18 protein-coding genes are annotated in these 25819 nt (G+C 43.0%); 14 read left to right on the top strand and 4 right to left on the bottom strand.

The features are described 5' to 3' along the window. The first annotated feature begins 183 nt into the window (after positions 1–183). The 4 genes from MHH50_RS29985 (at position 184) to MHH50_RS29970 (ending at position 12693) form a co-directional block, all read left to right on the top strand. Positions 184–5997, top strand: a complete 5814-nt coding sequence (locus tag MHH50_RS29985) for an NPCBM/NEW2 domain-containing protein (RefSeq protein WP_340033806.1) — start codon at positions 184–186, stop codon at positions 5995–5997. A 244-nt stretch (positions 5998–6241) separates the two neighbouring features. Next, complete coding sequence (locus MHH50_RS29980; protein ID WP_076124152.1) at positions 6242–6877, top strand: response regulator transcription factor; 636 nt, start codon at positions 6242–6244, stop codon at positions 6875–6877. An 84-nt stretch (positions 6878–6961) separates the two neighbouring features. After that, positions 6962–12043: an AAA family ATPase gene (locus MHH50_RS29975; RefSeq protein ID WP_340033805.1), complete on the top strand. Its 5082-nt coding sequence runs from the start codon at positions 6962–6964 to the stop codon at positions 12041–12043. Next, positions 12040–12693: a response regulator transcription factor gene (locus MHH50_RS29970; RefSeq protein ID WP_036682266.1), complete on the top strand. Its 654-nt coding sequence runs from the start codon at positions 12040–12042 to the stop codon at positions 12691–12693. Before MHH50_RS29975 ends, MHH50_RS29970 begins: the two co-directional genes overlap by 4 nt. Before the next feature lie 12 nt (positions 12694–12705). Here the strand turns inward: MHH50_RS29970 and MHH50_RS29965 are convergent, their stop codons facing one another. Together MHH50_RS29965 and MHH50_RS29960 are read right to left on the bottom strand one after the other, a co-directional pair. Continuing rightward, a complete protein-coding gene (locus MHH50_RS29965) occupies positions 12706–13116 on the bottom strand; it encodes a DUF2752 domain-containing protein (protein WP_076124149.1) in 411 nt (136 codons plus the stop codon). Beyond that, entirely contained in the window at positions 13097–13435 is a 339-nt protein-coding gene (locus MHH50_RS29960; protein ID WP_051491231.1) for a DUF4234 domain-containing protein, read from the bottom strand. The genes MHH50_RS29965 and MHH50_RS29960 overlap by 20 nt, the downstream gene beginning before the upstream one ends. Before the next feature lie 221 nt (positions 13436–13656). On the opposite strand from MHH50_RS29960, the gene MHH50_RS29955 reads away from it, so the two are divergent. Continuing rightward, on the top strand, positions 13657–13998 hold the full coding sequence (locus tag MHH50_RS29955) for a zinc ribbon domain-containing protein YjdM (RefSeq protein WP_036682263.1): 342 nt from the start codon (positions 13657–13659) through the stop codon (positions 13996–13998). A 55-nt stretch (positions 13999–14053) separates the two neighbouring features. Here the strand turns inward: MHH50_RS29955 and MHH50_RS29950 are convergent, their stop codons facing one another. Continuing rightward, positions 14054–15718 (bottom strand): diguanylate cyclase, encoded by a 1665-nt coding sequence (locus MHH50_RS29950; RefSeq protein WP_076124145.1) that lies wholly within the window; start codon positions 15716–15718, stop codon positions 14054–14056. A 284-nt stretch (positions 15719–16002) separates the two neighbouring features. On the opposite strand from MHH50_RS29950, the gene MHH50_RS29945 reads away from it, so the two are divergent. From MHH50_RS29945 to hmpA, 9 genes are all read left to right on the top strand, one after another. Beyond that, positions 16003–17061: an LLM class flavin-dependent oxidoreductase gene (locus MHH50_RS29945; RefSeq protein ID WP_076124143.1), complete on the top strand. Its 1059-nt coding sequence runs from the start codon at positions 16003–16005 to the stop codon at positions 17059–17061. A 55-nt stretch (positions 17062–17116) separates the two neighbouring features. Continuing rightward, entirely contained in the window at positions 17117–17581 is a 465-nt protein-coding gene (locus MHH50_RS29940) for a RidA family protein (protein WP_076132951.1), read from the top strand. A 176-nt stretch (positions 17582–17757) separates the two neighbouring features. Further along, positions 17758–18792 (top strand): stalk domain-containing protein, encoded by a 1035-nt coding sequence (locus tag MHH50_RS29935; protein WP_340033804.1) that lies wholly within the window; start codon positions 17758–17760, stop codon positions 18790–18792. Positions 18793–18933: 141 nt separating this feature from the next. Continuing rightward, positions 18934–19941 carry a sigma-70 family RNA polymerase sigma factor gene (locus MHH50_RS29930; RefSeq protein ID WP_076307566.1) on the top strand — a complete coding sequence of 336 codons (1008 nt, stop codon included), beginning with the start codon at positions 18934–18936 and terminating at the stop codon, positions 19939–19941. A gap of 112 nt (positions 19942–20053) precedes the next feature. After that, positions 20054–20749, top strand: coding sequence for a response regulator transcription factor (locus MHH50_RS29925; RefSeq protein WP_076124136.1), 696 nt, complete (start codon positions 20054–20056; stop codon positions 20747–20749). A 108-nt stretch (positions 20750–20857) separates the two neighbouring features. Further along, complete coding sequence (locus tag MHH50_RS29920; RefSeq protein ID WP_076124134.1) at positions 20858–21709, top strand: M15 family metallopeptidase; 852 nt, start codon at positions 20858–20860, stop codon at positions 21707–21709. After that, positions 21709–22230, top strand: coding sequence for a VanZ family protein (locus tag MHH50_RS29915; protein ID WP_076124132.1), 522 nt, complete (start codon positions 21709–21711; stop codon positions 22228–22230). Before MHH50_RS29920 ends, MHH50_RS29915 begins: the two co-directional genes overlap by 1 nt. Before the next feature lie 38 nt (positions 22231–22268). Beyond that, positions 22269–23105 (top strand): YitT family protein, encoded by an 837-nt coding sequence (locus MHH50_RS29910; protein WP_036682251.1) that lies wholly within the window; start codon positions 22269–22271, stop codon positions 23103–23105. A 209-nt stretch (positions 23106–23314) separates the two neighbouring features. Then, positions 23315–24520 carry an NO-inducible flavohemoprotein gene (gene hmpA, locus MHH50_RS29905; protein ID WP_076181862.1) on the top strand — a complete coding sequence of 402 codons (1206 nt, stop codon included), beginning with the start codon at positions 23315–23317 and terminating at the stop codon, positions 24518–24520. A gap of 63 nt (positions 24521–24583) precedes the next feature. Here the strand turns inward: hmpA and MHH50_RS29900 are convergent, their stop codons facing one another. Then, positions 24584–25690 (bottom strand): DUF4163 domain-containing protein, encoded by a 1107-nt coding sequence (locus MHH50_RS29900; RefSeq protein WP_076278254.1) that lies wholly within the window; start codon positions 25688–25690, stop codon positions 24584–24586. Positions 25691–25819 lie beyond the last annotated feature (129 nt).

The raw sequence follows: 25819 nt of genomic DNA, 5'->3' as shown, positions 1-25819 counted from the left end.
CTTAAACGCTTACCGTCCTTATAAGGACGCCGAAGGCGTTTATGCTTGTTAAGGTTTAATAAAAATTAAGTCTTAATTTTTAGGCGACTTTATACGCAATCAAGCTACTCTTTTGGGGTAGTTTTTTTTGTGCCCATTTTTGGGCACTGGAGAGATTCATATGACATCTGGGGGTAAGAAGAGATGAAGAAAATGATTGCGATCGCTACATCGGCGGCCATGCTGGCCAGTTTTTCGAGTGAGGCAGGTTATGCTTTAGCAAGTGAGGCAAGCAAGGTAAATGTAACAAAAACAGTGGCGCAAAGTAAGGTTAACTTATTAAGCAACGCCTCGGTTATTCCGTTTGAGCTGTACGGCAAGGATGCTCTAAATGCCTATAATGAGGTTTTTAGAATGAATCCAGCAAATATTAAATCCATCACAAATAACGGTGGCAACTACTCAGGCTCGCCTATAGCTAAGGCTATGGATGGGGATATGAGCACGCATTGGGAGACTGGCAAACCGAATAGTTCAACGTTTACGAATGAGGTTGTGTTTGTTTTCAATGAGTCCACTGAATTAAATAGAATGGTATACGCGGCTAGGCAATCCGGTGCGAAAGGTAAAGGTTTTGCTCAAGAATTTGATATCTACGGCTCCACTACCGATGCGGGTGATTTTACGCTCGTGTCTTCTGGAGAATATACAGGCTCAACCGGTGATGTAGTGGAGATTCAGTTCGCACCTACGGCTTTTAAGAGACTTAAATTTGTCTTCAAAAAAGCGAACCAAGATTGGGCGAGTGCGGCTGAGTTTTCTTTTTATAAAGAGGATAGTGTTTCTGCTAAAATGAAAAATTTATTTACAGATGATACCTTGAGCCAAGTTAGTGCTGCTTTTGATACGGCAGAGAAATTAACAGCTTTAGAGAATGAAGTGCAGGCACATCCACTGTATGCGCAGTTTAAAGAAGAGATAGAGAATGCAAAGATCCTTTTGGAGAACCATCAGGTAGAGGCAACGGCAGCCAAGGTTTCGAAGCTAAAAGGGTATGGAACAGCCTATGAAAATGCCTATAGCCAAGCTTATAGAATGCCGAATGCAAACGTATCAAAAGTAACGGTGAACGGTGGAAGCTACCCAGGTACGAAGCCTGAATATATGCTGGATGACCAGCCCACTACGCATTGGGAAACGAACAAAAACAATGATGCAAGCTTCACGAATGAAGTCGTGTTTGAACTAGCGCAAGCGGAAGTGCTGGACAGAGTAGCTTTTTTGGCTAGAGATAACCGCAAAGGATTCCCAGAGGCTTTTGAAATCTATGCATCAGAGACGAGTAAAGGAGAGACCTTCCAACTTGTATCTAGCGGAACCGCGATTAGTACCAATGACTTTCTGGAATTTAAATTCGAACCGACGAAGTTTAAAAGATTAAAATTTAAGTTCACAAAAGCTAATATCAACAGACCTTTTGCGGCTGAATTTAGATTTTATACAGAAGATAAAGTAAGCGAAGCAGTAAATGGCATTTTCACAGATGGAACGATGAGTGCGGTTGTGCCTGCTTATAATAGCGTCGAAGCAATCAACGAATTAGAAGAAGCGGCAAAAGTACATCCGCTCTATCCAATCCTGAAAGATTCTTTGGATTTAGCTAAGAAGCTAGTGAATGGTGAAGTTCAAACCGAAGGCACCATCATTGAGGCGGAACAACGTGGAGATATGAAAAAGCATGCGCAGGAAAACCTGAGAATTGGTTTTGGTACGAACAACCAGCCTACAGGTCTCGTTGCAATGCCTGGAGATACGATCAACGTTTATGTGGACGCAGCTTCTAACGATAAGCTACCTTCTTTAGTCTTTTCTCAACAAGAGGCCGCTTGGAATGTTTGGGCTAGAGGTGTGCAATTGCGTCCAGGTAAGAACATTATAACCGTTCCTGAATTTGCTACGAATAGTTATTATGCACATGAAGTGACTAAGGGCGGTACAGTGTATATCGTCAATCCATATACAGCTGAGGAACAAGGGAAAGCGCCATTGATTCGCTTCGAAGGTTTAGAAAAGATTCCTTTTATGACCAAGACCACGGATCCAGAACAATTCAAAACCTTCTTAATCACATACAAACAAAGACTGGACGAAGATAAAGCGGCTCATCCAAATGTTCAAGATCGTAAACTCATAGATGTGGTAGAAATGGCCAGCGATCATGTTATATTCACAGGAACGGCGACGGAGGCGTACAACAAATATATTACGCAAGGAAATAACCCGCTGGACACCGTAACTGGGTATGACACCTGGATGAAGAGCATTTTTGCCTTCTATGGCTTGGATGGCAGTAGCGAGATTCATGATGCCAAGCTAATTCGTGAGAATATTCGCTTGATGCAGCCTTATGGTGCGATGTATGCAGCGGGAGATCATACAGGGATCCAACTTGGAACAGTAGGAACCATGTTAGGTGATTTTAATAAAGCCTATCCGGGCTGGGGACTGAATCACGAAATTGGGCATCGCTTGGCTATGGGTGAACGGGAATATGGCGAAGTAACTAATAATATGGTGTCTATGTTTATGTCTGTCGCAGCGAATTCGATAGATAATCGTATACCGTATGAATCAGATATCTATAAATATGTCCTCGAAGAAAATAAAGTGGTTATGAATCAGCAGGGCTTATTTGCACAACTCGGAGCCTATTGGCAGCTGGAGCTGGCACATCCGGGATACTGGACAGAGCTGACCAAGCTATATCGGGAGCGGAAGGTCACCCTTACCAACGGTGACAATTCCAAGCAGCAGTATTTGGTGGAGTTCTCTTCCGAAGTGCTGAGTTTAGACTTAAGCAGCTATTTTGCCAGACATGGCTTCACTGTGAATCCTGAGACAAAAGCGAAAGTAGCCAAGTATCCGGCACCGCAAAAGTTATGGTATTTAAATAACTCGGTGATTAATTATGAGGGAACTGGAATAGCGGATAAAAATCTGGCCATTAAGGTTAATATCACACCTAACACCACGGCTAGAACGAACACGTTAAGTTTCAGTATAGATAAAGAGCTTAAGCAAGACTTTTTAGGATATGAAGTGTATAGAAATGATGTGTTAGTTGGTTTTACAGGAACTGACCAATTTGTGGATCAGAATGTAGATGCGAGTATCAACTATACGTACAAGATCGTCGGTTATGATAAAAAGCTGAACCCACTGAAGCCCGTACAGGTTAAAGCCTTTAAGCCAGCCTTGTCTGTTGAAGATCAGCTCACTTTAAAGCTTAATCAAACCTTTGATCCGATGAGCTATGTAAAAGCGGCTAACTATCTAGGAAACGATATTACTGCAGATGTCTCTCTGAAAGCCAATAACGTTGATGTAACGCAAAAAGGCAACTACGAAATTGTATATGAAGTGAAAAGCGAAGGGGTTACGGAAACGAAAACCACACAGGTTACGGTAACGAGCGACTACGCCTATATTTCCGATCTCAATGCCAAGTCAGTCGTTGTAGGCTGGGGTGAATTAAAGAAAGATAAAGCCGTTTCCGGAGGAATCATAACCCTTGTTCGCCAAGGGTTGGCTGCGACGTACGCGAAAGGGATTGGTGTTCATGCCAACTCTGAGGTAGTTTACGATATTGAAGGTAAGGGTTACGACTTCTTTGAAAGCTACATTGGGATTGATCAAGCCATGAAAGGGAAACCTTCCTCGGCTACTTTTGCAGTGTATGTGGATGGAGAACAGAAATTTGAGAGTGATGTTTTCCGGGCAGGAACAGAACATCAATTTGTGAAAATCCCTGTGACTGGCGCAAGAGAGGTGAAGCTGGTTACAACAGATGCTAAGGATGGCAATGCTTCAGACCATACGGTATGGGCGGATGCGAAGTTCTCGAATAATTCAAGCAAACCTACCATTACAGTACCGGAAGAGACAACCTTCGTTAAGCTGAACAGCGAATTTGATGTGTTGAGCGATGTAACAGCTTTTGATACGGAAGATGGTAACTTAATTGGAGCCGTTGAAGTGCATTCAAATGGATTCACATCAAGCAAAACAGGGACTTACAACGTCGAATTTTCAGTTACAGACTCAGATGGGAACTCCGCTGTGCAGGCCAGAAAGATTGTTGTATACAGCGCTAGTAAATACCTGAGTGATATAGATTGGCAATCGGCAAAAACGGATTATAATGTGGTTCGAAAAGATAAGGCTAGCTCTAACAATCCGATTAAGCTGCTGGTAAATGGCGAGGTCAAAGAGTTCGCTAAGGGCTTAGGAACCCATGCCAGCTCTGAAATCGTGTATAATCTGGCGGGTGCAAACTATGAATATTTTGAAACGTATGTAGGGGTTGATAGAAATATCCCTGAGCAAAGCAACTCCAGTGTAATTTTCAAAATCTTTGCCGATGGGGCAGAGGTTTATAACAGCGGACTGATGAAATTTGGTACAGAAGCCAAGCTTGCGCGGATACCTGTTAAGGATGTAAGTGAATTGAAGCTGGTGTTAGATAATGCAGGTAACGGAAATGCTTCAGATCACGGTGATTTTGCTGATGCGAAGTTTATGATCTTGAACAATACACCAGAGCTTACCATACCTAAATCTGTCTCAACCAAAGTGGGTCAAGCGATTGATATCAGTGAAAGCTATTCGGCAATGGATTCGGAAGACGGTGACTTGACGGCTCAAGTGAAGGTCACAGGCCAAGAGCAAGTTAAATTCAACCGGGCCGGAAAGTATCCAATCACTTACACAGTAACAGATAGTGATGGAAATACGACCACGAAGATTAGAACTATAGCCGTAGTAGACATGACGGACTTTACGTACCTGACGGATTACGACTGGAATTCTACTCAGAACAGCTATACTGCACCTTTGAAGGATAAATCTATTAGTGCAAATACGCTGAGATTAACAGATGAGAACAATCAGGTAGTGTCCTATGAAAGAGGAATTGGAGCGCACTCTAACTCGACGATTGTATACAATCTAAGCGACAAAAACGCGGACTATTTCACTTCCTATGTAGGTGTAGATAGACAAATGTACGGTTCTGTTGGTTCGGTGAGCTTTGAGGTGTTTGTCGATGGAGAGAAGAAATTCGATAGTGGGGTCATGGGTTCGAGAGATCCGCAGAAATTCATCGAATTGGATATTAATGAAGCAAAAGAACTGAAATTAGTCGTCACAGACGGGGGAAATGGCAACGGATCTGACCATGCTGCATGGGGTGGAGCCAAACTACATTTCGCGAATGGAGATCACTTATTCACTAGAGATCTCGAACAGGCGATTGCAGCGGCTAAAGCATTTTCTCTAGAAGGCTTCACACCTGAGAGCATCGCGGCATTTACGTCCAGCCTCTCGATAGCAGAGACAGTGTTGGCTAACTCTTCTGTTACGCAAAGTGAAGTAGACGAAGCTGTAGCAGCGTTGCAACAAGCAACCGAAGGTTTGGTCCAAATAGATCTTACGCAAGTAATTACTGTGGCGGACCCGTATTTAAGTGCTTCGATCAAGACTACATTGGGCGTAACTGGAGAATTAACATTAGGTGATATGTATAACCTTACAACGTTAACTAGCGAAACCAGAAGAGCCGGATCCTTGGAAGGTTTGCAGTACGCGAAGAACCTAGAGACACTTGATATTACTGGAAATGAAATTACAGATTTCTCCCCATTACAAGGATTAACTAAACTAACGAGCTTATTGGCCGACCCACAAATGGTAGAGGTAGGAGAATTTAAGGGACCTGTAGTTGAAGTGGCCAATCTGGTGAAAGGGCTCGATGGCAGCAAAGTGATCCCTAATTCGGCTGGAGTAAGAAACACTAGAACATCTAAAGAAATTGTGTTTGATATGAAGGAATGGGCTGCTAATCCGGATGTGTTCACTATTGACCTATCAAACGAGGAGAAAGGAACTTACATGCTGGGGTTAACTTACCAAGTCGCAGGTAATCTCGTGCAAATCATTTCTTTTATTGATAATAATTAAATTCCCAAGAAAGCAGGCGGATTGTGGTCTCTATAACCATGGTTCGCCAGTTTTTAAATGAGGGGTTTTTATGTAAAATTATCCATTTTGTCATATGACAAAAGAAATGACAACGCTCACTATAAGCGGTGTAGTCTTTTAACTATACTTAATCAGAAATGCGCCAAATTTAAATGAATACTCCAATTGAAGCTTTTTATACAAAGAAGTAAATAATGTATGCGGTTTAGAGGGAGGTGTTTCTGTGAAAATCATCATTGTAGATGATCATCCTTTAGTTAGAAGAGGGCTGGCATCTGTCATTGCAATGCAATCGGATATGCAATTTGCCGGTGAAGCTACGAATGGTCCGGAAGCACTTGATGTGATTGAAGAGACAAAGCCAGACATTGTCCTCATTGATCTTAAACTTGCTGATGAATCAGGACTGGATGTCATTAAGATAGCACGTACCCGCGGCATTGTTAGTAAATTCATACTGTTGACTTCCTCTGCGAGCAGAGAGGATTTTTTGAGGGCTGAAGAAGTATTGGTAGACGGATATGTTCTGAAAGAGGCACTGCCGGAGGAATTACTGTTTGCTATCCAGTTGGTGTACAAAGGGAGAAAATACTATGATCCTGGTCTAATGGAAGAAAAGATGCGAATGAGCGCCAGCAGTCCAACAGATGAATTGACACCAAAAGAGAAGGAAGTCCTGATTCAGCTTGGACAAGGTGCTTGCAATAGAGTGATTGCCACACGTCTTTTTATCAGTGAATTTACGGTGAAGAAGCATGTCAGTCAGATTTTAGCGAAGCTGCAGGTTACTGACCGGACACAGGCGGCATTGTGCGCGAACGCGATAGGATTAACGAAATATGAAATGTCTTATGAGTAGAACGGCAAGATCAGATGTTATAATGGCTTTAACTACTTTGTGAGATTGAGTATTCTGTCTAATTGTAATTAGGGAGTGCTGTTGATGTTTGAATTGCCAGGATACCAAACCTTAGATCTGATAGATAATACCGCAGATATCAGGTTATACAGACTCCTACGTCAAGAGGACGGCCTAAGAGTTATCGCTAAGACAACAATAGGAGAATATCCGGGAGCTGCCATGGTCGATGCTTTTCGTCATGAGTATGACATGCTTAAGCGACTTTGCGGTCGTGGTGCAATAGAGCCGTACAGTTTGGAAATTATGGCGGACCGACCAGTCCTTCTCTTAAAAGATATAGAGGGGAGTACCCTTGGGCAGATCCTGCGTATGCCTGTTAATTCACTGGGTCTTCCAGCGCTGCTTCGAATCGCTACAGCTATTGCTGATTGTCTTATGCAAATTCATCGTGAAAAAATAACACTAAATGAACTAACCCCCGCTCATCTAATCGTAAATCCCATTACTTTTGAAGTGAAATTTATTGATATAAGAATGTGTTCTACCGAAAACACCACGAGTCCTTTGTCACCGTTAAGCGGTCGGCCCGATGTTCTGCTTCCTTATATAGCTCCAGAACAAACGGGACGAACTGGAGTCAAACCGGATTACCGTTCTGACTTTTATTCGCTGGGGATCATCCTGTATGAATGTCTCTCGGGCAGCCGCCCCTTTGAGCTGCATGATGTTGTTGATATTGTATATCGTCATCTTGCAGATACACCTGAGCCTCTGCACCGCAGGTTCCCCACTATCCCTCTATCGGTCTCTGATATTGTTGGTAAATGCATGGAGAAAATGCCTGAAGCGAGGTATGCCAGCGCGTTCGGCATTAAATCGGATCTTGAGGAATGTCTATCCCGTCTAGAAGAATCCGGGCATATTGAGCCTTTTCCACTAGGAAGCTGGGATATCCCAGAGCGCTGGATGGTATCAGGACGCTTCTATGGAAGACATCTTGAGCAACAAAGCTTAAGAGAAGCACTGCAACGAGCATCACAAGGTGCCGTAGAGACGGTTTGGATTAGCGGGGAGAGTGGTATCGGCAAAACAACCTTTCTGAAGGAGACCCTTACAAATACAGTCTCTTTGGATGGTTTCTTCGCCAGAGGCAAATTCGAATCCCGACATACCTCACTCCCTTATGGCATCTGGCATCAAGTCATAGAAGAGTTGGTTAGTCAGCTGCTGATGGAAACAAAGTTGCAGGTGGAGGTTTGGAGGCTGCGTATTCTACAAGCAGTGGACAATTACGGTCAGTTGCTGATCGATTTTGTTCCTAAGCTTGAACTCTTGATTGGCCTTCAACCCTCCGTGCCTCCACTGCCACCGCTGGAAGCTCAGCATCGCTTTCAATTAATCATGAGCCGATTTATTCAACTCTTTCCTCATGAGGATCATCCTTTGATCTTGGTATTGGATAATTTGCAATGGGCTGATGATACGTCGCTGCAATATCTCACTTCGCTTATAGAGGATACAGCAACGACTCATCTGCTAATCGTGCTTTCCTATCGCAATCGGGAGATTACAAGGCTGCACCCGCTCAGTAGGCTGGAAAAACATCTGATTGACCGCAACGTAGCGATGAGCAGAATTTCTTTACAAGCGCTTGAACTCACCGATTTAAAACAACTGCTACTTGATGTTATGCGTTACGAGGCAGCTGACTTGGACGAGCTGGCGCGCGTGCTGCTTCATAAGACAGATGGAAACCCGTTATTTATTAAGCAATTCCTTCAAGATTTGATAGATGATCAGCGAGTGGAATTTGATGAGAATATTCGAAGCTGGAAATGGGATCTCCAGCGTATTACTGAATTGAATGTACCCGATAACGTAGCTTCATACCTTTCAAGTAAATTGCAGCAATTTCCTGAACAGACGGTATATGCACTTAGCAGAGCCGCATTTATAGGCAGCCTATTTGATTTACGTACACTTGCTGATATTACGGAGACACCGATAGAGACATTGAACGATGCGTTGGCGGTTGCTGTACATGGGCGCTTGTTGCAGCCCGTTAACGGGGAGGAATATCCGCATTATAAGTTCCAGCACAACCGCATTCATCAGGCAGCATATACTTTTATTTCCGAAGAGGAGCGTTCCGAGCTGCATTGGAGGATTGGTCTTTTATTGCTAGGCCGCAGCCCGCTAAGTGAAGGAACGACCCTATTTGAAGCTGTCCATCATTTGAATCAGGCACTTACATGGTTAGACCGCCCTGAAGAGAGGCTTCAACTAGTAGAGCTGAACTTACAGGCAGGGATAAAAGCGAAGCAAACAACCGCACATGAGACAGCCTTGCAATATATGCTTCAGGCAACGTCATTATTAGAGGAGCAGAGCTGGGAGGCGCATTATGGGCTGACCTTCCGGGTATTCCGTGAGAGGGCGGAGCTCGAATATTTATGTTCCCATTTTGATACGGCTAATGAATTATTCCATCTGTTGATTGATAAAGCTACGACAAATATGGATAAGGCTTACGTCTACGTAATGAAGGTGCAGTTGGAAGCAAGTAATGATAACCATGAAGAGGTGATCTCCTTAGGCCAGCATACCTTATCGTTACTGAAAGTGAAGCATCAATTTGATCCTGGTTATGCTCAATTGACGCTTCAATGGTTACGATTGCGGCATAGACTCAAGAAGGTCTCACTCGAATCGCTTACTCTTTTACCTCCAATGACTGATGAAGCACGTAGAATCGCAATGTCTACTTTAGATCATTCAAGCAATGCTTGCTTCTACGTCAATCGAGAAGGGTGGCTTGCTTCTTCCTTCACCATGATTGAATTAACGCTTGATTATGGGATGACTCCGGAGGCTTCCATTGGATTCATAGGTTATGCAATGTTTCAATATTATTACTTCCGTAATGATGAAGAGACATTCAAATGGGCCATGCTGGCGTTCAGCTTATCCGAACCCTATCCGAAACAGCACATGACAACCTTAGCCGCGTTCGCCATGTGCTACGATAGCTGGCGGCATTATGATCCTGCTATGCTCCATACGTTTACCGAGAAAGCTGGTAAAGTAGGACTGGAATCAGGTGACTTATGGAAGGGCAACCAGAATGTGTTGATCAACTGTGCCTCCCTTTTGCAATTTGGTCATCCTCTCGGCGATATCTATGAGCGATTAATTACTCATTCCGGTGATTTGCTGCGCCATAACAACAGTCTTCATTGTAAGCAGGCTATTGTAGCAGCGGCCATTCTTGTTCGCTTGACAGGTTATCGCTCTATAGATGATCCTTTTCCCATCGCGGAGATTAGCGAGCCTGCTTTTGCACAGTCGGTTCATGGGGACACCTTTGATTTTATACAAGAAATGGTCTGGATCTATCAATATTTGACGGGCTATGTATTTGGGGAATACCGAGAAGCCAGTGAGGCATTAGCCAAATCAGCGGCCATTATAAAATCACGCGAAGATGGCCTAGACAGTCCCATGCAGATCATGTATGAATGTTTAGTCTGGGCTCAGTTGTATGAGGAATATAACGCTGAAGAGCAACGTACATATCGGGCAAAAATGCGTAAATGCTTGAAGAAAATGAAAAAGCTTGCCAGGCGTTGTCCGGGGAATTATCAGCATAAATATCTCTTAATGAAGGCTGAGTTAACTCGTCTATCGCGAGATCCCCGCCAAGCTGAAGCATTGTATGAGCAATCCATTGAGAACGCTCGGATCCACGGTCATATTCACGATTTAGCGATGGCAGCGGAATGTTATGGTAAATACGGGCTTCGTCATGGCAAAATGCATCTGGCAAGAATCTATATGACTGAGGCCTATGAGGCTTATCTGCAATGGGGCGCAAAGGCTAAAGCGGCTGACCTGGAGCAGCAGCATCGCCATTTGCTGCATATTAAACGAGAGCCCGGGCTCGATCGTGTGGATTCCCTTTCTGTGGTAATGTCTGCCCAAGCATTATCCGGCGAAATGGAGATGAGCCGATTATTGGCCACGCTGATGCGAATCATGCTCCACAATGCTGGGGCAGAATATGGGGCTGTTATTTTTGATCATGACGGCAAATGGATGGTGGAAGCTTATGGGACCTCAGAAGCCCAGCATATCGAATCTGTTCCACTTGGGGAAGAATCGGGGTTGGTCCCGGCAGCGATTATAGCTTACGCGGCAAGAACACAAGAACAGGTTGTATTACATGATGCACTCAGTGAAGGAATATTTACACGTAATACTTACGTTAGGAATAATAGACTGAAATCGGTTTTATGTCTCCCCATCATGAATCAGAATAAATTGGTTTGCCTGCTCTATTTGGAGAATAATCTATCGCCGGGTGTATTTACTCCAAGCAGACTCGATGTGCTCAAGCTGCTTGGTTCACAATGCGCAATCTCAATCGCTAATGCCAAGCTGTATTCGGGAATCCAATATCTCAAAAAAAATCTGGAGGATCAGGTGGTAGAAAGAACTCGTAGCCTGGAGCGTTCGATGCGTGAAACATCTGCGGCTTTGGCCGAAGCTACTGTTTTTGAGGAACGCAATCGTATTGCCCAAGAGATTCATGATATTGTCGGGCATACCCTGACATCGACGATTCTGCAGATTGAAGCTGGCAAGCGGCTGCTTCAGAAGAAGGAGATAGACAGCGGCTTTCAGCGTCTGGCTGAGGCCCAGGATCTTGTGCGGCATAGCTTGAATGAAATCCGCGGCTCTGTCCATATGCTGAAAGAGGACAGGTATTCTGATCTAACCGTGATGCTGAAGCAGTTGATTCGAGATACAGAACGCAATGCAGGCGTTGTTGTTCATGCAGTTATTTATGATCTGCCGGAAGCCATGTCAACAGCCTATAAAAAGGCAATCTATCATGCTTTGCAGGAGGGCTTAACTAATGGGATCAGACATGGGAAGAGTGTGGAGTTCCATTTTAGTCTGGAGTCTGTTGGAGCGAACTTGCAGTTTAGACTCAAGGATTGTGGGCTAGGGATGAGTCCAATCGTGATGGGATTTGGACTTAGGACGATGAAGGAACGGGTTGAGCAGCTGGGAGGCAGCTTATCCATCGATTCAGAAATGGATGAAGGCTGTTTACTGGAGATTGATCTGCCCATGCGAAGGGTTGTGGATAGAACATGAGTAAAATAAAAATTGTAATTGCCGATGATCAATTGTTGACGCGGGAAGGACTTCGCACCATTTTGGATCTGGAAGATGATATGGAAGTGGTTGGTGCTGCCAAGAATGGAGAAGAAGCTTGCGAGATGGTTGAGGCACTCCAGCCTGATCTGGTGCTGCTCGATATTCAAATGCCAGTTATGGATGGCCTTAGCGCCTTGAAACGAATAAAGCAGATTCGGCCGAACATCTTCATTCTGATTCTGACTACTTTTATAGAGACTGATTATATTGTAGAGGGAATGGCCTACGGAGCAAGCGGTTATATGCTGAAGGACATGGATGCAGATAAAATGATCGCTTCGATTCATGATACGTTATCCGGGCAATTTATTCTGCCAGCTCCGGTAGCAGCCAAACTGGCATCGAGGATGAACAGGTTAACAGAGGACTATGAACACTGGCAAAGATCGGGTCTGGATCGTATCAGTCTGACAGAACGGGAAGAGGAGCTGGCACAGCTCATTATCCGGGGACTGAACAACCGTGAAATCGCCGATACATTACATATTGCGGAAGGTACGGCGCGCAATTATATTAGCAATCTTTACAGCAAATTAGAAGTGGTTGATCGGGCCCAAGCAATTGTGCGACTGCAGGCTATTTTGTAATAATTGTTGCTGTTAACGAATTACTGTCGGGGCCAAATATTCAAACAGCGGGAGATTCCTCAGTATTCCAAATGTAACGGTCAGAATCAACATTATAGCCATAATTGCCTGGCTAAGAGGCCGGATTTGCTTCTTATTAGTAATCCAATACAACATATACAGAGGTGCTAAAATAAACAGCAACGGGTTAAATCTAAACGCTTGAATAACGTCGAACTTCAGCAAGGAAAGAATAACTCTTGTGACTCCACATCCGGGGCAATACAATCCAGTCCATTCATGAAATGGACAAGGGATACTAATATTGGTTAAGGGTATCCATGCTTTGAGATATACTACGCCGACGAGACTTAAGGACACACCCCAAAATAGTTTAGGGTGTGTCCTTTTATAAATCGTAAACTTATACCAGTTTATTAACATCGGATTGTACCAAGGCATACGTGACAATACCCAGGCCAAAGAGTGTCAGGATCACATAAAGCACTGAATTATCTGACGGGTATTGGCCGCGCTGTCTTTGAGCTTCAGCAATATGTTTACCTACCTGATAGGCCCAAATGAAGCTCCAGATCCCGCACGTAACCAACGTTAGAAGGAAATGTTTTCCTCCTGTAAATGTATAGTCTCCACTCAGTTCGCCTACCTCATTGGTTAGAACAATAAACCAATAGATTGTATAGAGCCCACATGTAATTAATGACAAAATAATGGCGAATGCAACACTTCTGCGACTTATCATTACTCACTCTCCTATGTATTTACATAAAAATTCGACATTTCCATCTTATTGAATTAGGAAAAAATATACAAGACAATATTTGAGAATTACTGTCCGCTGTCGAAATCTAGACAAACTTACTGCTGATATCTAGTGGAAACCTTACCAAATATGAAATATACTTTTGAGGCTATGCACTGGAACCACAACTAGATTTACATTAACGAATGGAGGACACTTTGATGTCAACTTTGCCAAATTGCCCGAAATGTAATTCAGAATACACTTATGAAGATGGTAGTTTGCTCGTCTGCCCGGAATGTGCGCATGAGTGGAGCCTCGACACAGAGGCTGAAAGCAGTGAAGAGAACAAGGTTGTCAGAGATGCCAACGGAAATATTTTAAATGATGGAGATGCTATAACTATTATTAAAGACCTTAAAGTAAAAGGAAGCTCATCCGTTCTGAAGATAGGAACAAAGGTGAAAAACATCCGTTTAGTGGACGGAGATCATGATATTGATTGCAAAATCGATGGTTTTGGAGCTATGAAATTAAAGTCCGAGTTTGTTAAAAAGATCTAAAAAATAAAAATCAGCTTAACTTCAACAGAAGTAGGCTGATTCTTTATTTTAAACGTTATCTATTAATCTCAACAATCTGATTTCGTCCGGCATTTTTTGCTTGATATAAGGCTTTGTCCACTGATTCGAATAAATCATTTAGTTGATTGGTCAGGCTTTCTGTATATTGTGCTGCAAAATTACTAATGGACAGCAGTCCCATACTAACAGTAATCGAGAGGGAATGAGCAACATCCTCTACATGTACTTTATTAGCTTCTATTATAGATTTGATATGTTTTGCTAAGTGGTTTGCTTGTGTTTGATCTGTATTTGGTAAGTAAATGATAAATTCTTCTCCGCCATAACGCGCCAGAACATCCGTCTCCCTCAACGTTTTCTTAATTACTTCTACCGTGCTGCAAATGACGACATCACCGATTAAATGGCCGTAATTATCATTCACTGTTTTGAAAAAGTCGATATCCAGAAGGATGATAGCAAAAGGCTGCTTGAGTTTCATATTTTCTATGATCTCATGCTCTAAGTGCAGCGTTAAGTAATGACGATTATAACAACCGGTTAGGCTGTCCGTTATGGCCATCTGCTTAAGTTTTTGGTTAGTCTGCGATAATTCATCCTGGATTTCAGTTAATGCAGCATTACGCTCTTGCAGGGTCTCGTTCTGGTGATTGGTCTCGGCTATGAGGCGATGCAGCTCGCTTCTGTCCTGAAAAGTGAGAATGCGTCCAACCCTGATTCCACCTACCACAATCGGCGCCGCAGTAATGTTAATGTATGCATCGAGTGAGGTGTAGAATAGTTCAACCTCAGTCCTCTCCATGGGCTGGTTCAAGTATGTATGAAGGAATAAATCGAAAGCTCCGGAAGTTTGCTCTATGGGTGCGATGGTCGACACGTCAAAGTGAGCACCGATTTGCAGATGGATTTTTGGAAAAAGCGAGCGATTGATTTCTACAACAGTCTCACTATCATCCAGTACAAGAATTCCTTCTGTAATGGTGTCAATGATATCCTGATGGGCGATGGTTACGAGATCAAATATTTTATCCCGATGGATAGCAATTACGAAAAAGATTGCCGAGATTAAGATCCCCAGAGAGGTCAGCCCTGGAATAACTGGATCAGATTTAAGCAATACCACATTAAGAAAAACATCCAATAAAATAAATACCGTTAGCACCAGCACCCCTTTGAGCACATGAGCAACCTGTTTTTTGATCCGCTGTGTAGTGTTTGAGACTAGCGCTGAATAGATGATATACAGAGAAATCATTACGCTGGTGGTTAAGAAGATAATAAGCAGCCAAAAAATCGGACCATAATATCTTTCGATATATCCGCCGTTCATAGGGAGAACAAAACTTCCGTTTGGATTGGCGATCACCCCTACTAAGATCAAAGCTGCGAGAATGTATAGGATCAATGTGTTCTTTTTTCGAAGAAGATGTGAATTCCCGGTGAGTAGTACCGTGAACAGAAGCCAGCCAATCGTTAACAGAACCGAGTCGATAAAAGCGAGCTTTACATAAAACAATTGAAACTTGGGATCGTCGGTCGTTTTGATAGCGAATTGGCAGAAGGGCCATAACATCATAGTAAAATGAAAAACTAAGTATGCTTTATGTAGGTTAGTGATAGTTACAGACGCAAATATGTAGATGAACAAAGCGAACAAAACAAAAAATAATAACAAATCAATCCATGTCATGATATTCATTTCAGTGACACCTTCTCCCACCCGGTTAACAGTTCTTTCATGTTACCTTGAATTTTATTCGTTTGCCATATGATTATTTGTTCTACGACAACCGCTATTTGTTTAAGAGTCTTTCAACATATTCCTTCAAAATCCTCTATTTGTAAGCGTGGTTTTGCAAATTTTAAGGATGAGTTTCCCGGGAAACTGGGGTTGGACAGAATGACTAGCTTTTTTAACCTTAACTTGTGTTATAATCAAACAAACAATTTAAAGAGGAAATTATAGTTAAGGGGGATTTGTAAGTGGAAATAGGAATAAGCACGTTCGTAGAAACAACACCGGATGTTCAGACGGGTGAAGTGATAAGTCATGCGCAGCGATTGCGCGAGGTTGTAGAGGAGATTGTGCTTGCAGATCAGGTGGGTTTAGATATATTTGGCGTGGGCGAACATCATCGCAAAGATTATGCGGCGTCTTCTCCAGCAGTTTTACTGGCTGCGGCGGCCTCACAGACGACACGGATTCGGCTAACCAGTGCGGTTACAGTACTTTCCTCTGATGACCCCGTACGTGTGTTTCAGGATTTCGCTACCCTGGATGGAATCTCGAATGGACGCGCAGAGATCATGGCAGGCCGGGGTTCTTTTATTGAATCGTTCCCGCTGTTTGGGTATGATTTGAATCATTATGATGAGCTGTTCGATGAGAAGCTGGACTTGCTGCTCAAAATACGGGAATCCGAAAAAATAACCTGGAGCGGCGTGCACCGTCCTGCCATTAATAATCTGGGGATTTATCCGCGTCCCGTGCAGAATCCATTGCCAGTATGGATTGGCAGCGGAGGAAATACAGAATCCGTAATTCGTGCAGGTCTACTAGGGTTACCGCTTGTGCTGGCTATCATTGGCGGCAGTCCGCTACAGTTTGCTCCGCTCGTGAAGCTCTATAAGAAGGCTGCAGCGCAAGCGGGACATGATGTATCGAAGCTGCCCGTTGCTTCGCACTCGCACGGCTTCATTGCAGAGGACAATCAGCAGGCTGCCGATATGTTCTTCCCTTCTACACAAGCTAGTATGAATGTTATTGGCCGGGAACGCGGATGGGGTCAATACACCCGTGCAAGCTATGATGCGGCGCGTAGATTTGAAGGTGCCTTGTATGTAGGTGACCCAGAGACCGTTGCTGAGAAAATCATTCACCTGCGCAAGCAAGTAGGCATCACACGTTTTATGCTGCATGTGCCGCTTGGCACAATGCCTCATAAGGATGTAATGAGAGCCATTGAGCTATTGGGTACCCAAGTAGCACCCATTGTTCGCGCTGAGATATCGAGATGGGAAGCAGAGGTTGAAGCTAAGTAGTAACTATGATCTTACTTAATTATTGAAGCTGTTGATAATGGAGGGGGAGATGGATATGACAGAGCACACTATAGCGAGCAGACTCGAAGCATTAGGAGTTGTCCTGCCTGAGGCTAGTGAACCGGCGGCAAAATACGCTAACTACGTAATTGTTAATGGTTTATGTTTTGTGTCGGGAAAAGGACCAGCGGGCCATCCCAAAGGGAAGCTGGGACAAGATTACACTACCGAGGAAGGCTACCATTTTGCACGTTTAACGGGTATAGAAATCCTTGCCGTCCTGAAGACAGCTTTAGGTTCTTTGGACAAAGTGAAAAGAGTAGTCAAAATTCAAGGCTTCGTTAATGCAGATCCCCTTTTTGAAGAACATCATAAAGTGCTTAATGGTTGTTCAGATTTAATGCTTGAGGTGTTCGGAGACAAGGGTGTTCATGCTCGTTCTGTATTGGGTGCTGTTTCTGTAAGGGATAATCTTCCGATCATTATTGATTCCATTTTTGAAGTTGAGGAACCTGTCTAGCCGGCTCTATGAGGCATATTTAAAAGAGGACTATGATACCGAAAGGTGATCGTAGTCCTCTTTTTTTTAGGTGCTTATGCCGAAGGTAGATGCTTACCCCAAAATTTGTAACAAAACTAATCACCCTTTTTTTAGTAACAATAGGTGTACATATCAATCAACGAGGTGATGACATCATGAAATTTCAAAAGAAAGCTATGTTACTTTTACTACTTACATCTATGCTCTATACTGCTCCGGCCTATGCGGCGACAACGCCTCAGACTCCGGTTACAGCCGTCTATCTGGATGATCAACAGTTACAATTGGGGGCTCAGCCCTTGTTAGTAAACGATACAGTACTAGTCCCTATGCGCAAGTTATTTGAAGCTCAGGGGGCAAAGATTACTTGGAATAATGATACCAAGACCGTTAAGGCAACCAAGGGAGACCTGGTGCTGACCTATCGTATTGGTGATCAGGCAGCGAATAAAAATGGCCAGTCCTTAAGTGTAACGGTTCCCGGCCAGATTGCCGGCGGTTATACGATGATGCCACTGCGTTTTGTCAGCGAAGCTTTGGGCAGCACTGTGAAGTGGGATACCACTACTCGCGCCGTTCGTATCTACTCGGCACTGGATTACGATACGACAATTCTGTATGGGGTTAACCTGCGAACTTTGCCAGACTCGTCAGCCCAATCAACGGTGCAGCAAATGTTGTCAGCAGGAGATAAGGTACATGTGTTTAGAGAAGTAGATGCTTTATGGTTAGAAGTGCGAACACAAGATAACAAGAGTGGCTATATATCTGCTAAACCCAAATATAGCAATTATACTAGTACGGCTCTTGTAGAGCGGCAGGGAAGCGAGCTGCTTGCTTACGGAGAAAAATATCTGGGAACACCTTATGAATTTGGTGCTGCTACTGACCAGACATCTACCTTTGACTGTTCTTCTTTTGTAGGACATGTATTTAAGGATGTGTTGGCAATTGACCTGCCACGTGTCTCTTACAATCAGGCCAAAGAGGGCAAAGAGGTTGGAATTAACGAGCTGCGCAAAGGGGACCTGTTATTCTTCAGTGCACGAGGACTCGATATTGGGCATGTGGCGATTTACGCGGGAAATAATCAGATCCTACATACGTACTCCAAGGAGCTTGGCGTTCATTATGAAGCCTTAAGTGACAAGTGGAAGAAACGTTTGGTGACGGCTCGCAGATTGTTTTAGCTAGGTAATAATTAGGCTATAATTATCACGGTGAAGAAAAGTTGAAATCCCCTCTCCATTAAAAATTATTTGCAGGCATAAAGACGGTTTTTGAGTCTCTTTTCCGTCTATGTTATGAGCTTGATGTTAAGGAGGAAAATAGTGACTTGTACAGACGCAGAACTGGTAGATAAGGTGTGTAAAGGTGACATGGATGCATTCAGTGTACTTATCGGCAAATATTCCAATGCAGTATACGGGGTTGCTTATGGTAAATTGGGTGATTTTCATACCGCACAAGACATTGCCCAAGAGGTTTTTGTTAAAACCTATCGCAAATTACCTAACTTAAAGGAGCCTGAGAAACTCGCCAGTTGGTTATATGCGGTTACTGCACGGGAATGCATGGATTGGTTTAGGTCAAATAAAAAGAAAACTGCTTACGAATTCATGCAAAAAATGGAGGTTCCGCAGCCAGAATCTACCGAAGATCAGCTGCTCAGAAAAGAACTCCAGCAAGATGTGTGGAAAGCCTTAAACACCCTATCAGAAGCTAACCGTATAGTCACAATTCTCTACTATATCGACAGTTACAAGGTCAGGGAAATCGCCGATTTCCTTGATTTATCCAGCGAAGCTGTTGAGAGTAGACTCCGCAGATCAAGAGCGATCTTAAAAAGGGAGATGTTGAGTACAGTGAATAATAATCTTAGTGAAAACAAATTACAGGACGAATTTAAGAAGAGAGTCTTTCAGGATGAAAGAATGACTGAAACGAATTTTCGTCGTGTGGCTATGGGCCAGAGTGAATTTGATGATATTGATATGCATAAAACAAACTTCTCCAATGTAAATATGGAGGGGACCGGATTCGATAATATTAATATGAGCAGTACTACCTTTAATGACATCAATATGCATTCTGTTAAGTTTAATGAAGTGGGGCTGTGGGAAATAGAGGTTAGTAATAGTGAACTAGGGGAGGCTTATTTCCACGATATTCATTTGTACGGTAAAGGCAATAAGTTTGAGCGATGCCAGCTGAACGGAACATCCTTTGTAGATTGTGATCTTTCGAATGTAGATATAAGAGACTGCAATCTTTCAGGCGTCACAGTAAATGGGGTTTCATTAGAGCTATTGTTAGACAGCTATAATAAAAGGAAATAGACTATATAAATCATAGATTTAATCGGAAACCACTTCTTTCTAGGAGTGGTTTTTGAGTTTAGGGTATAATGGATGAAGAGTGTACAGCACAACCTATAGGAGTGAAAAATAGATGAAGCGCATCACCATTTTAATTGCGGATGATGAGGCGGAAATTGCCGACTTGGTGGCCTTGCATTTGCAAAAAGAGGGGTATCATATCCTCAAAGTGTCCGATGGAAGGGCAGCGGTACAAGCCATTGAGTCGCAAACGATAGATTTGGCGATTCTGGATATCATGATGCCGGGGCTGGATGGTTACGAGGTCACCCGCCATATTCGGGAGCATCATCATCTGCCGATTATTTTTCTGAGTGCTAAAACTTCCGATCTTGATAAAATCACCGGACTGGTTATGGGCGCAGATGATTATATGACCAAACCGTTTAACCCAATGGAGCTGGTCGCCCGGGTCAATTCCCAGTTGCGGCGCTCCATACAATTCAGTCAGCCCGCTGCCATACCTAAATCGGTGCTAGAGGTTCGGGGATTGATGATTTCACCGGATGAGCATACGGTTACTCTTTATGGTGAGGTTATTGAGCTAACTCCAAAAGAGTTTGATATTTTGCACTTATTGGTCAGCCATCCTAAGCAGGTGTTTAGTGCGGAAAACATTTTTCAACAGGTATGGGGCGATGCTTATTATGAGAGTGGGAACACGGTCATGGTGCATATCCGTACCTTGCGCAAAAAGCTCGGTGAAGACATCAATAAGAATAAATTCATTAAGACGATCTGGGGCGTTGGATATACTTTTAATGGGTAAAGCCAGTGAGATTTATTTATTTTAAGAAAAACTTTATATTTGTCCTGCTTTTTCTTTAAAGTGTCTTCGTTATTCTATTCCTATCAAGGAAATGGGAGGACATTGCTGATGAAGAAGTGGGGCTTTTTGGCGTTGGTTGTGTTGTTGCTTGGGTATGCAGCGGCTCGTTATTTACCGAATACGGGTAATTTAGGATACGATGATAAGATTCGCAAAGAATCTATTAGAAATAACAATAGCTTAGAGGTAGTAACACAAGATCAAGTGTATCAAGGGGATTTGTTGCTGGTGAACAAACAATACCCGGTACATGAGGATAGTGTGAAGTCTGATATCGTGACCTTATATGAGCAGGCGGATCTGGTGCAGGGTTATGGGCTGCTGGATACCTCGATTCGTTTGTCTGAAAGTGTAGCGCATAAATTCAATAAGATGGTCAAAGCTGCCGAAAAAGAGGGTGTGAATCATTTTTTAATTAGCAGCGGGTACAGGGACTTTGAAGAGCAAGAGAAATTATATCAGGAAAAAGGTTCGGACTATGCTTTACCGGCGCAATATAGTGAACATAATTTAGGATTATCTCTGGATATCGGGTCGTCCCAATCAGAAATGAGTAAAGCGCCTGAAGGGAAATGGCTGCAAAAAAATGCCTGGAAATACGGCTTTATTCTTCGCTATCCGAAAGACAAAACCGAGATTACGGGGATAAAATATGAACCCTGGCATTTCCGTTATGTAGGGTTGCCGCACAGCGCCATTATTCATGAGAAGGGGCTTGTGCTAGAACAATATTTGGATTTCTTGAAAGAGAACAAAGAGATTTCAACAACAGTAGACGGCAAAGCTTATACAGTAAGTTATTTTCCGGTATCCAAATACACTACGATCAAAATTCCACAGGAAGGGCAATATATGACGTCAGGCGATAACATGGATGGCATAATTGTTACTACATATTAATGACTAAAGAGCCGAAAAAAAAGTCTGCTATAAACCTTTTGCTGGCAGCGATATTTATCGTCTATATGTATTTTTTAATCCGAATTATTTTATTTAAAGGTGCACCGGTGAACTTATTATCGCTTTGGGAGCAAGCGGGACGTATGTTTGAACATCCAGACCGGATTTTTAATCGGCGAGGCAACTATATCCCTTTTAAGGAGATCTCCCGGGGGATGGACGATCTGTCGCTTTCAGATCCTTTTTCATCGATTAATTTAGTAGGGAATTTGTTGGCCTTTATTCCGTTTGGGATCTTGGTGCCCATGCTGTTATCGCAAAAAGTAAGGCTGTTTCGAAGAGTTTTCTTCCTCTCGCTGGCGCTGAGCTTCTGTTTTGAATTCACACAATTAGTATTGTATATCGGCACCTTTGATGTGGATGATCTTATTTTGAACACTGGCGGCGGGGTGGCTGGTTACTGTATCTATAGACTGTTGACTTCTTTCGGATGGATTGCATCTATATCAAAGCGGTGTTAGTATTTGTGGATATAGATCTAGGGTAGAAGGGGCATGGTATGAAAAAGCGTATTTCGGATATTGTTTCCATCATTGTAGGAGCTTTGTTATTCTCCTTGGCCGTTAATTTGTTTGTGATTCCGAACGAGTTCGGTGAAGGCGGGGTCACGGGACTGACTATGATTACTTACTATTTGTATCAGTGGTCACCCGGTATTGTTAGTTTGATTCTTAACGCTTTATTATTAATTGTGGGGTACAAATTTCTAGACAAAACTACGACGGTATACACGATTATTGCGGTGTTTTTCAATTCGTTATTCCTGATTCTTACGAAAAATTGGAATATTGGCAGCGATGAGTTGATAATTAATGCAATATTCGGGGGTATCTTCTCAGGTGTGGGTATCGGGCTAATTATACGAGTGGGTGGAACGACTGCAGGGTCAACCATCATCGCCAGAATTCTACATAAATATTTGGACTGGAATGTTAGTTACGCGCTACTGCTCGTCGATTTAATTGTGGTGTTCGCTTCGTATTTCATCATTGGAGTACAAAGTCTGATGTTTACGATCGTGATGCTCTATGTAGCCACTAAGATAATGGACTTTATTATTGAGGGAGTGAACCCTAAGAAGGCTGTAACGATTGTATCCCAAGAGCAGGACAAAATTGCTGAACAGGTTAATGGAATTATGGATAGAGGCGTCACAGTAATATATGGCCGTGGGTACTATACCAAGACACCTAAAGAGCTGCTGTATATTGTGATTAGCAAGCAGGAAGTGACTATGCTTAAGAAAATCGTCAAATCCATTGATAAAGAGGCGTTTATTACCATCCACGATGTAAGAGATGTATTCGGAGAAGGTTTTGTGGAGCTGTCAAAATAATAAGATAAAAAGCTATCCCGGAAGCTATTATGGCTGCTTGGATAGTTTTTTTTGATTTCGGGTGCATTATTGTGATGGATATCATTGCAATTGTTGAATCGTTCACATTTTTTCAATTTCCCGTGTGATTGAACGCACACTCCGGCATGTGCAGCTTCTATATGCTTTTTATAGAGGAATTAATTTATTGCAGGAAAGAGGGTATTTAGATGTTAGATCAACAAACCATTGAAATCATAAAATCAACGGTGCCCGTATTGCAGGTTCATGGGAAGACCATCACAACTACTTTCTATGGCATGTTATTTGAAAATCATCCGGAGTTACTAAATATATTTAATCATGCCAACCAACGGGAAGGTAAACAGCAGACTGCACTTGCTAACGCCGTACTCGCGGCGGCAATGAATATTGATCAGCTGGGAAATATTTTGCCTGTGGTAAAACAGATTGCGGAGAAACATCGGGCATTGGGAGTATTACCTGAACATTATCCCATCGTAGGTGAGACTTTGTTAGCTGCTATTGGGCAAGTACTTGGCGATGCGGCGACGCCGGAAATTATTGATGCTTGGGCAAAGGCGTATGGCGTGATTGCAGATGCCTTTATTGGTGTCGAAGCAGAGAAGTATCGTGAAGCTGCCGAAATTCCCGGGGGTTGGAGTGGATTTAGAAACTTTGTGGTTACTAAGAAGGTTAAAGAAAGTGAACTTATTACTTCCTTCTACCTTTCTCCTGAGGATGGAGGGGCTATAGCTTCTTACTTGCCGGGTCAATACATCACGGTTCGTGTTCAGCCTGAGGGCGAGGAATACACCCATGTTCGCCACTATAGTTTGTCCAGTGCGCCGGGACAGTCGTATTACCGCATCACAGTTAAACGGGAAGGTGAAGGGCCGGATAAACCGGCTGGAGTCGTATCTACTTTCCTTCATGATGTCGTACAAGTGGGAGCTATATTGGAAGTAAGCTCGCCAGCAGGTGATTTCGTACTAAATAAAGATAGTGACCGTCCAGTGGTTCTTATCAGTGGTGGGGTTGGACTAACCCCTATGGTAAGTATGCTGGAGACATTAATTGCTACGCAGCCAGAACGAGAGGTAACGTACATTCATGCAGCCATCAATGGAAGCTTGCATGCTATGAAAGAAATGGTGGCGGATTTGGAGCAGTCCCATCCTACCCTACGATCCTATGTATGTTATGAAACTCCAAGTGAAGGAGATACGTTCCATAAAACAGGTTATATTGATCTAGCTTGGTTGCAAGAAGTAACAGACGTAAACTCTGAATTCTATTTCTGCGGACCGACTCCTTTTATGAAGGCGATATATAAGGCTCTTAAGGAATGGAAGGTGGCTGAAGACAGAATTCATTATGAATTCTTCGGCCCGGCTGGAAGTTTGGAAGCCTAAGCTGTAAAACCAAAAGAGCGTCCCAGTCCTAATGACTGTGACGCTCTTTTTTACAATAGAAGTTTATTTGAAGGCAGCGAATGGGTTAGTTCCCTTTGGTAATATTGAACTGAAATTAAAGGTGTACGTAGGAATTCCAGCCGCATAAGGGGCAATTTCGTACTGTTGGTAGAAGATTGCAAGGCCACTCTCGGAAACGTAGAAGTTTGGTTTTTCTGTTAGTCCGCCAGGTGTATCTGGAAAAGCTAGCTCCTTGGTGCTTTCCTTCAACATTTTATCTAATTTTTGTTTGTAGTTTGGCTCTGCCTTCAGCAGGTCCTTAAGTTCAATTGGTTTGCCGTCTTTCAGCGAGAAGGTAAATCCTTCACGAAGGGCTCCACCATGAGCTCCACCAGTATAGCCATATTGATCAGTCACGATGCTCAGAACCCCTTCACGGTTAAAGGAGACAACAAAAGTTTGAGAGAAGTCATATTTATTCTCTATAGTACCATCTCTACGGCTAGCCTGTTCTTCACTCTCTGCGACGAATTGTTCAGCTTGCTTTTTGAAGATCGCATTAATCTTAGTCTGCACTTCATCCGTTAAGCCACTGATTTTGGGATACTGTACTTTGATACTAGCATTTTTATTGCTCTTATCTAAGGTTTCAGAGGTGATTTTGATGTCATTCATTACTTTTTTACTTAGATCAAGTGATTTCAATGAAGGATTATAAACGCCTTGCACTCCTAAATAGTCAGACAAGAGTTTGAACGGAACATAAATCCGGTCGTTGATGACCTTCACATCATGACTGCCGGTCATGCTATAAATGTAATAGCCATTCAGGGTTGTACTAACACCGTAATCTGAGACCTCCATGTCCAGCTTCATGGAATCGCTGCCTACACTATAAGTTTTGGTGCTTGCATTATAGTTAATGGAGAGGCCAAAAGCATCCCGTAGTACAGTTAAAGGGATCATGGTGTTGCCGTTTACTATTTTCGCTTGCTGCGATAAGGTCTGGCCTTTATATTTAAGCACTACAGAGGGTTGCTGTGCGGCTTGTTTTACTGTACTTCCTCCGGTAGCTGCGGCTTGAACTGAGGTTCCTCCTACTAGTCCCGACCCTCCAAGCAATACTCCAGCAGCCAAGATGGCTGAGGTCCATTTCATACTTTTATTCATAACTTAATCTCTCCTTCCCAAGGATGGGCTTATGTAGTTGCAATATGATATTTTTTCCTCTATCACTCCTACAATTATACCTAGGTCCCAAATAGATTTGATTACAAAGACGGTTACAGTGTTGTTGCA

The sequence above is a fragment of the Paenibacillus sp. FSL H3-0302 genome (assembly GCF_037982245.1).
GTDB lineage: Bacteria > Bacillota > Bacilli > Paenibacillales > Paenibacillaceae > Paenibacillus_AQ > Paenibacillus_AQ odorifer.
Note: the sequence above shows the minus strand (reverse complement) of the source record. Positions and strands in the feature narration are given on the sequence as shown.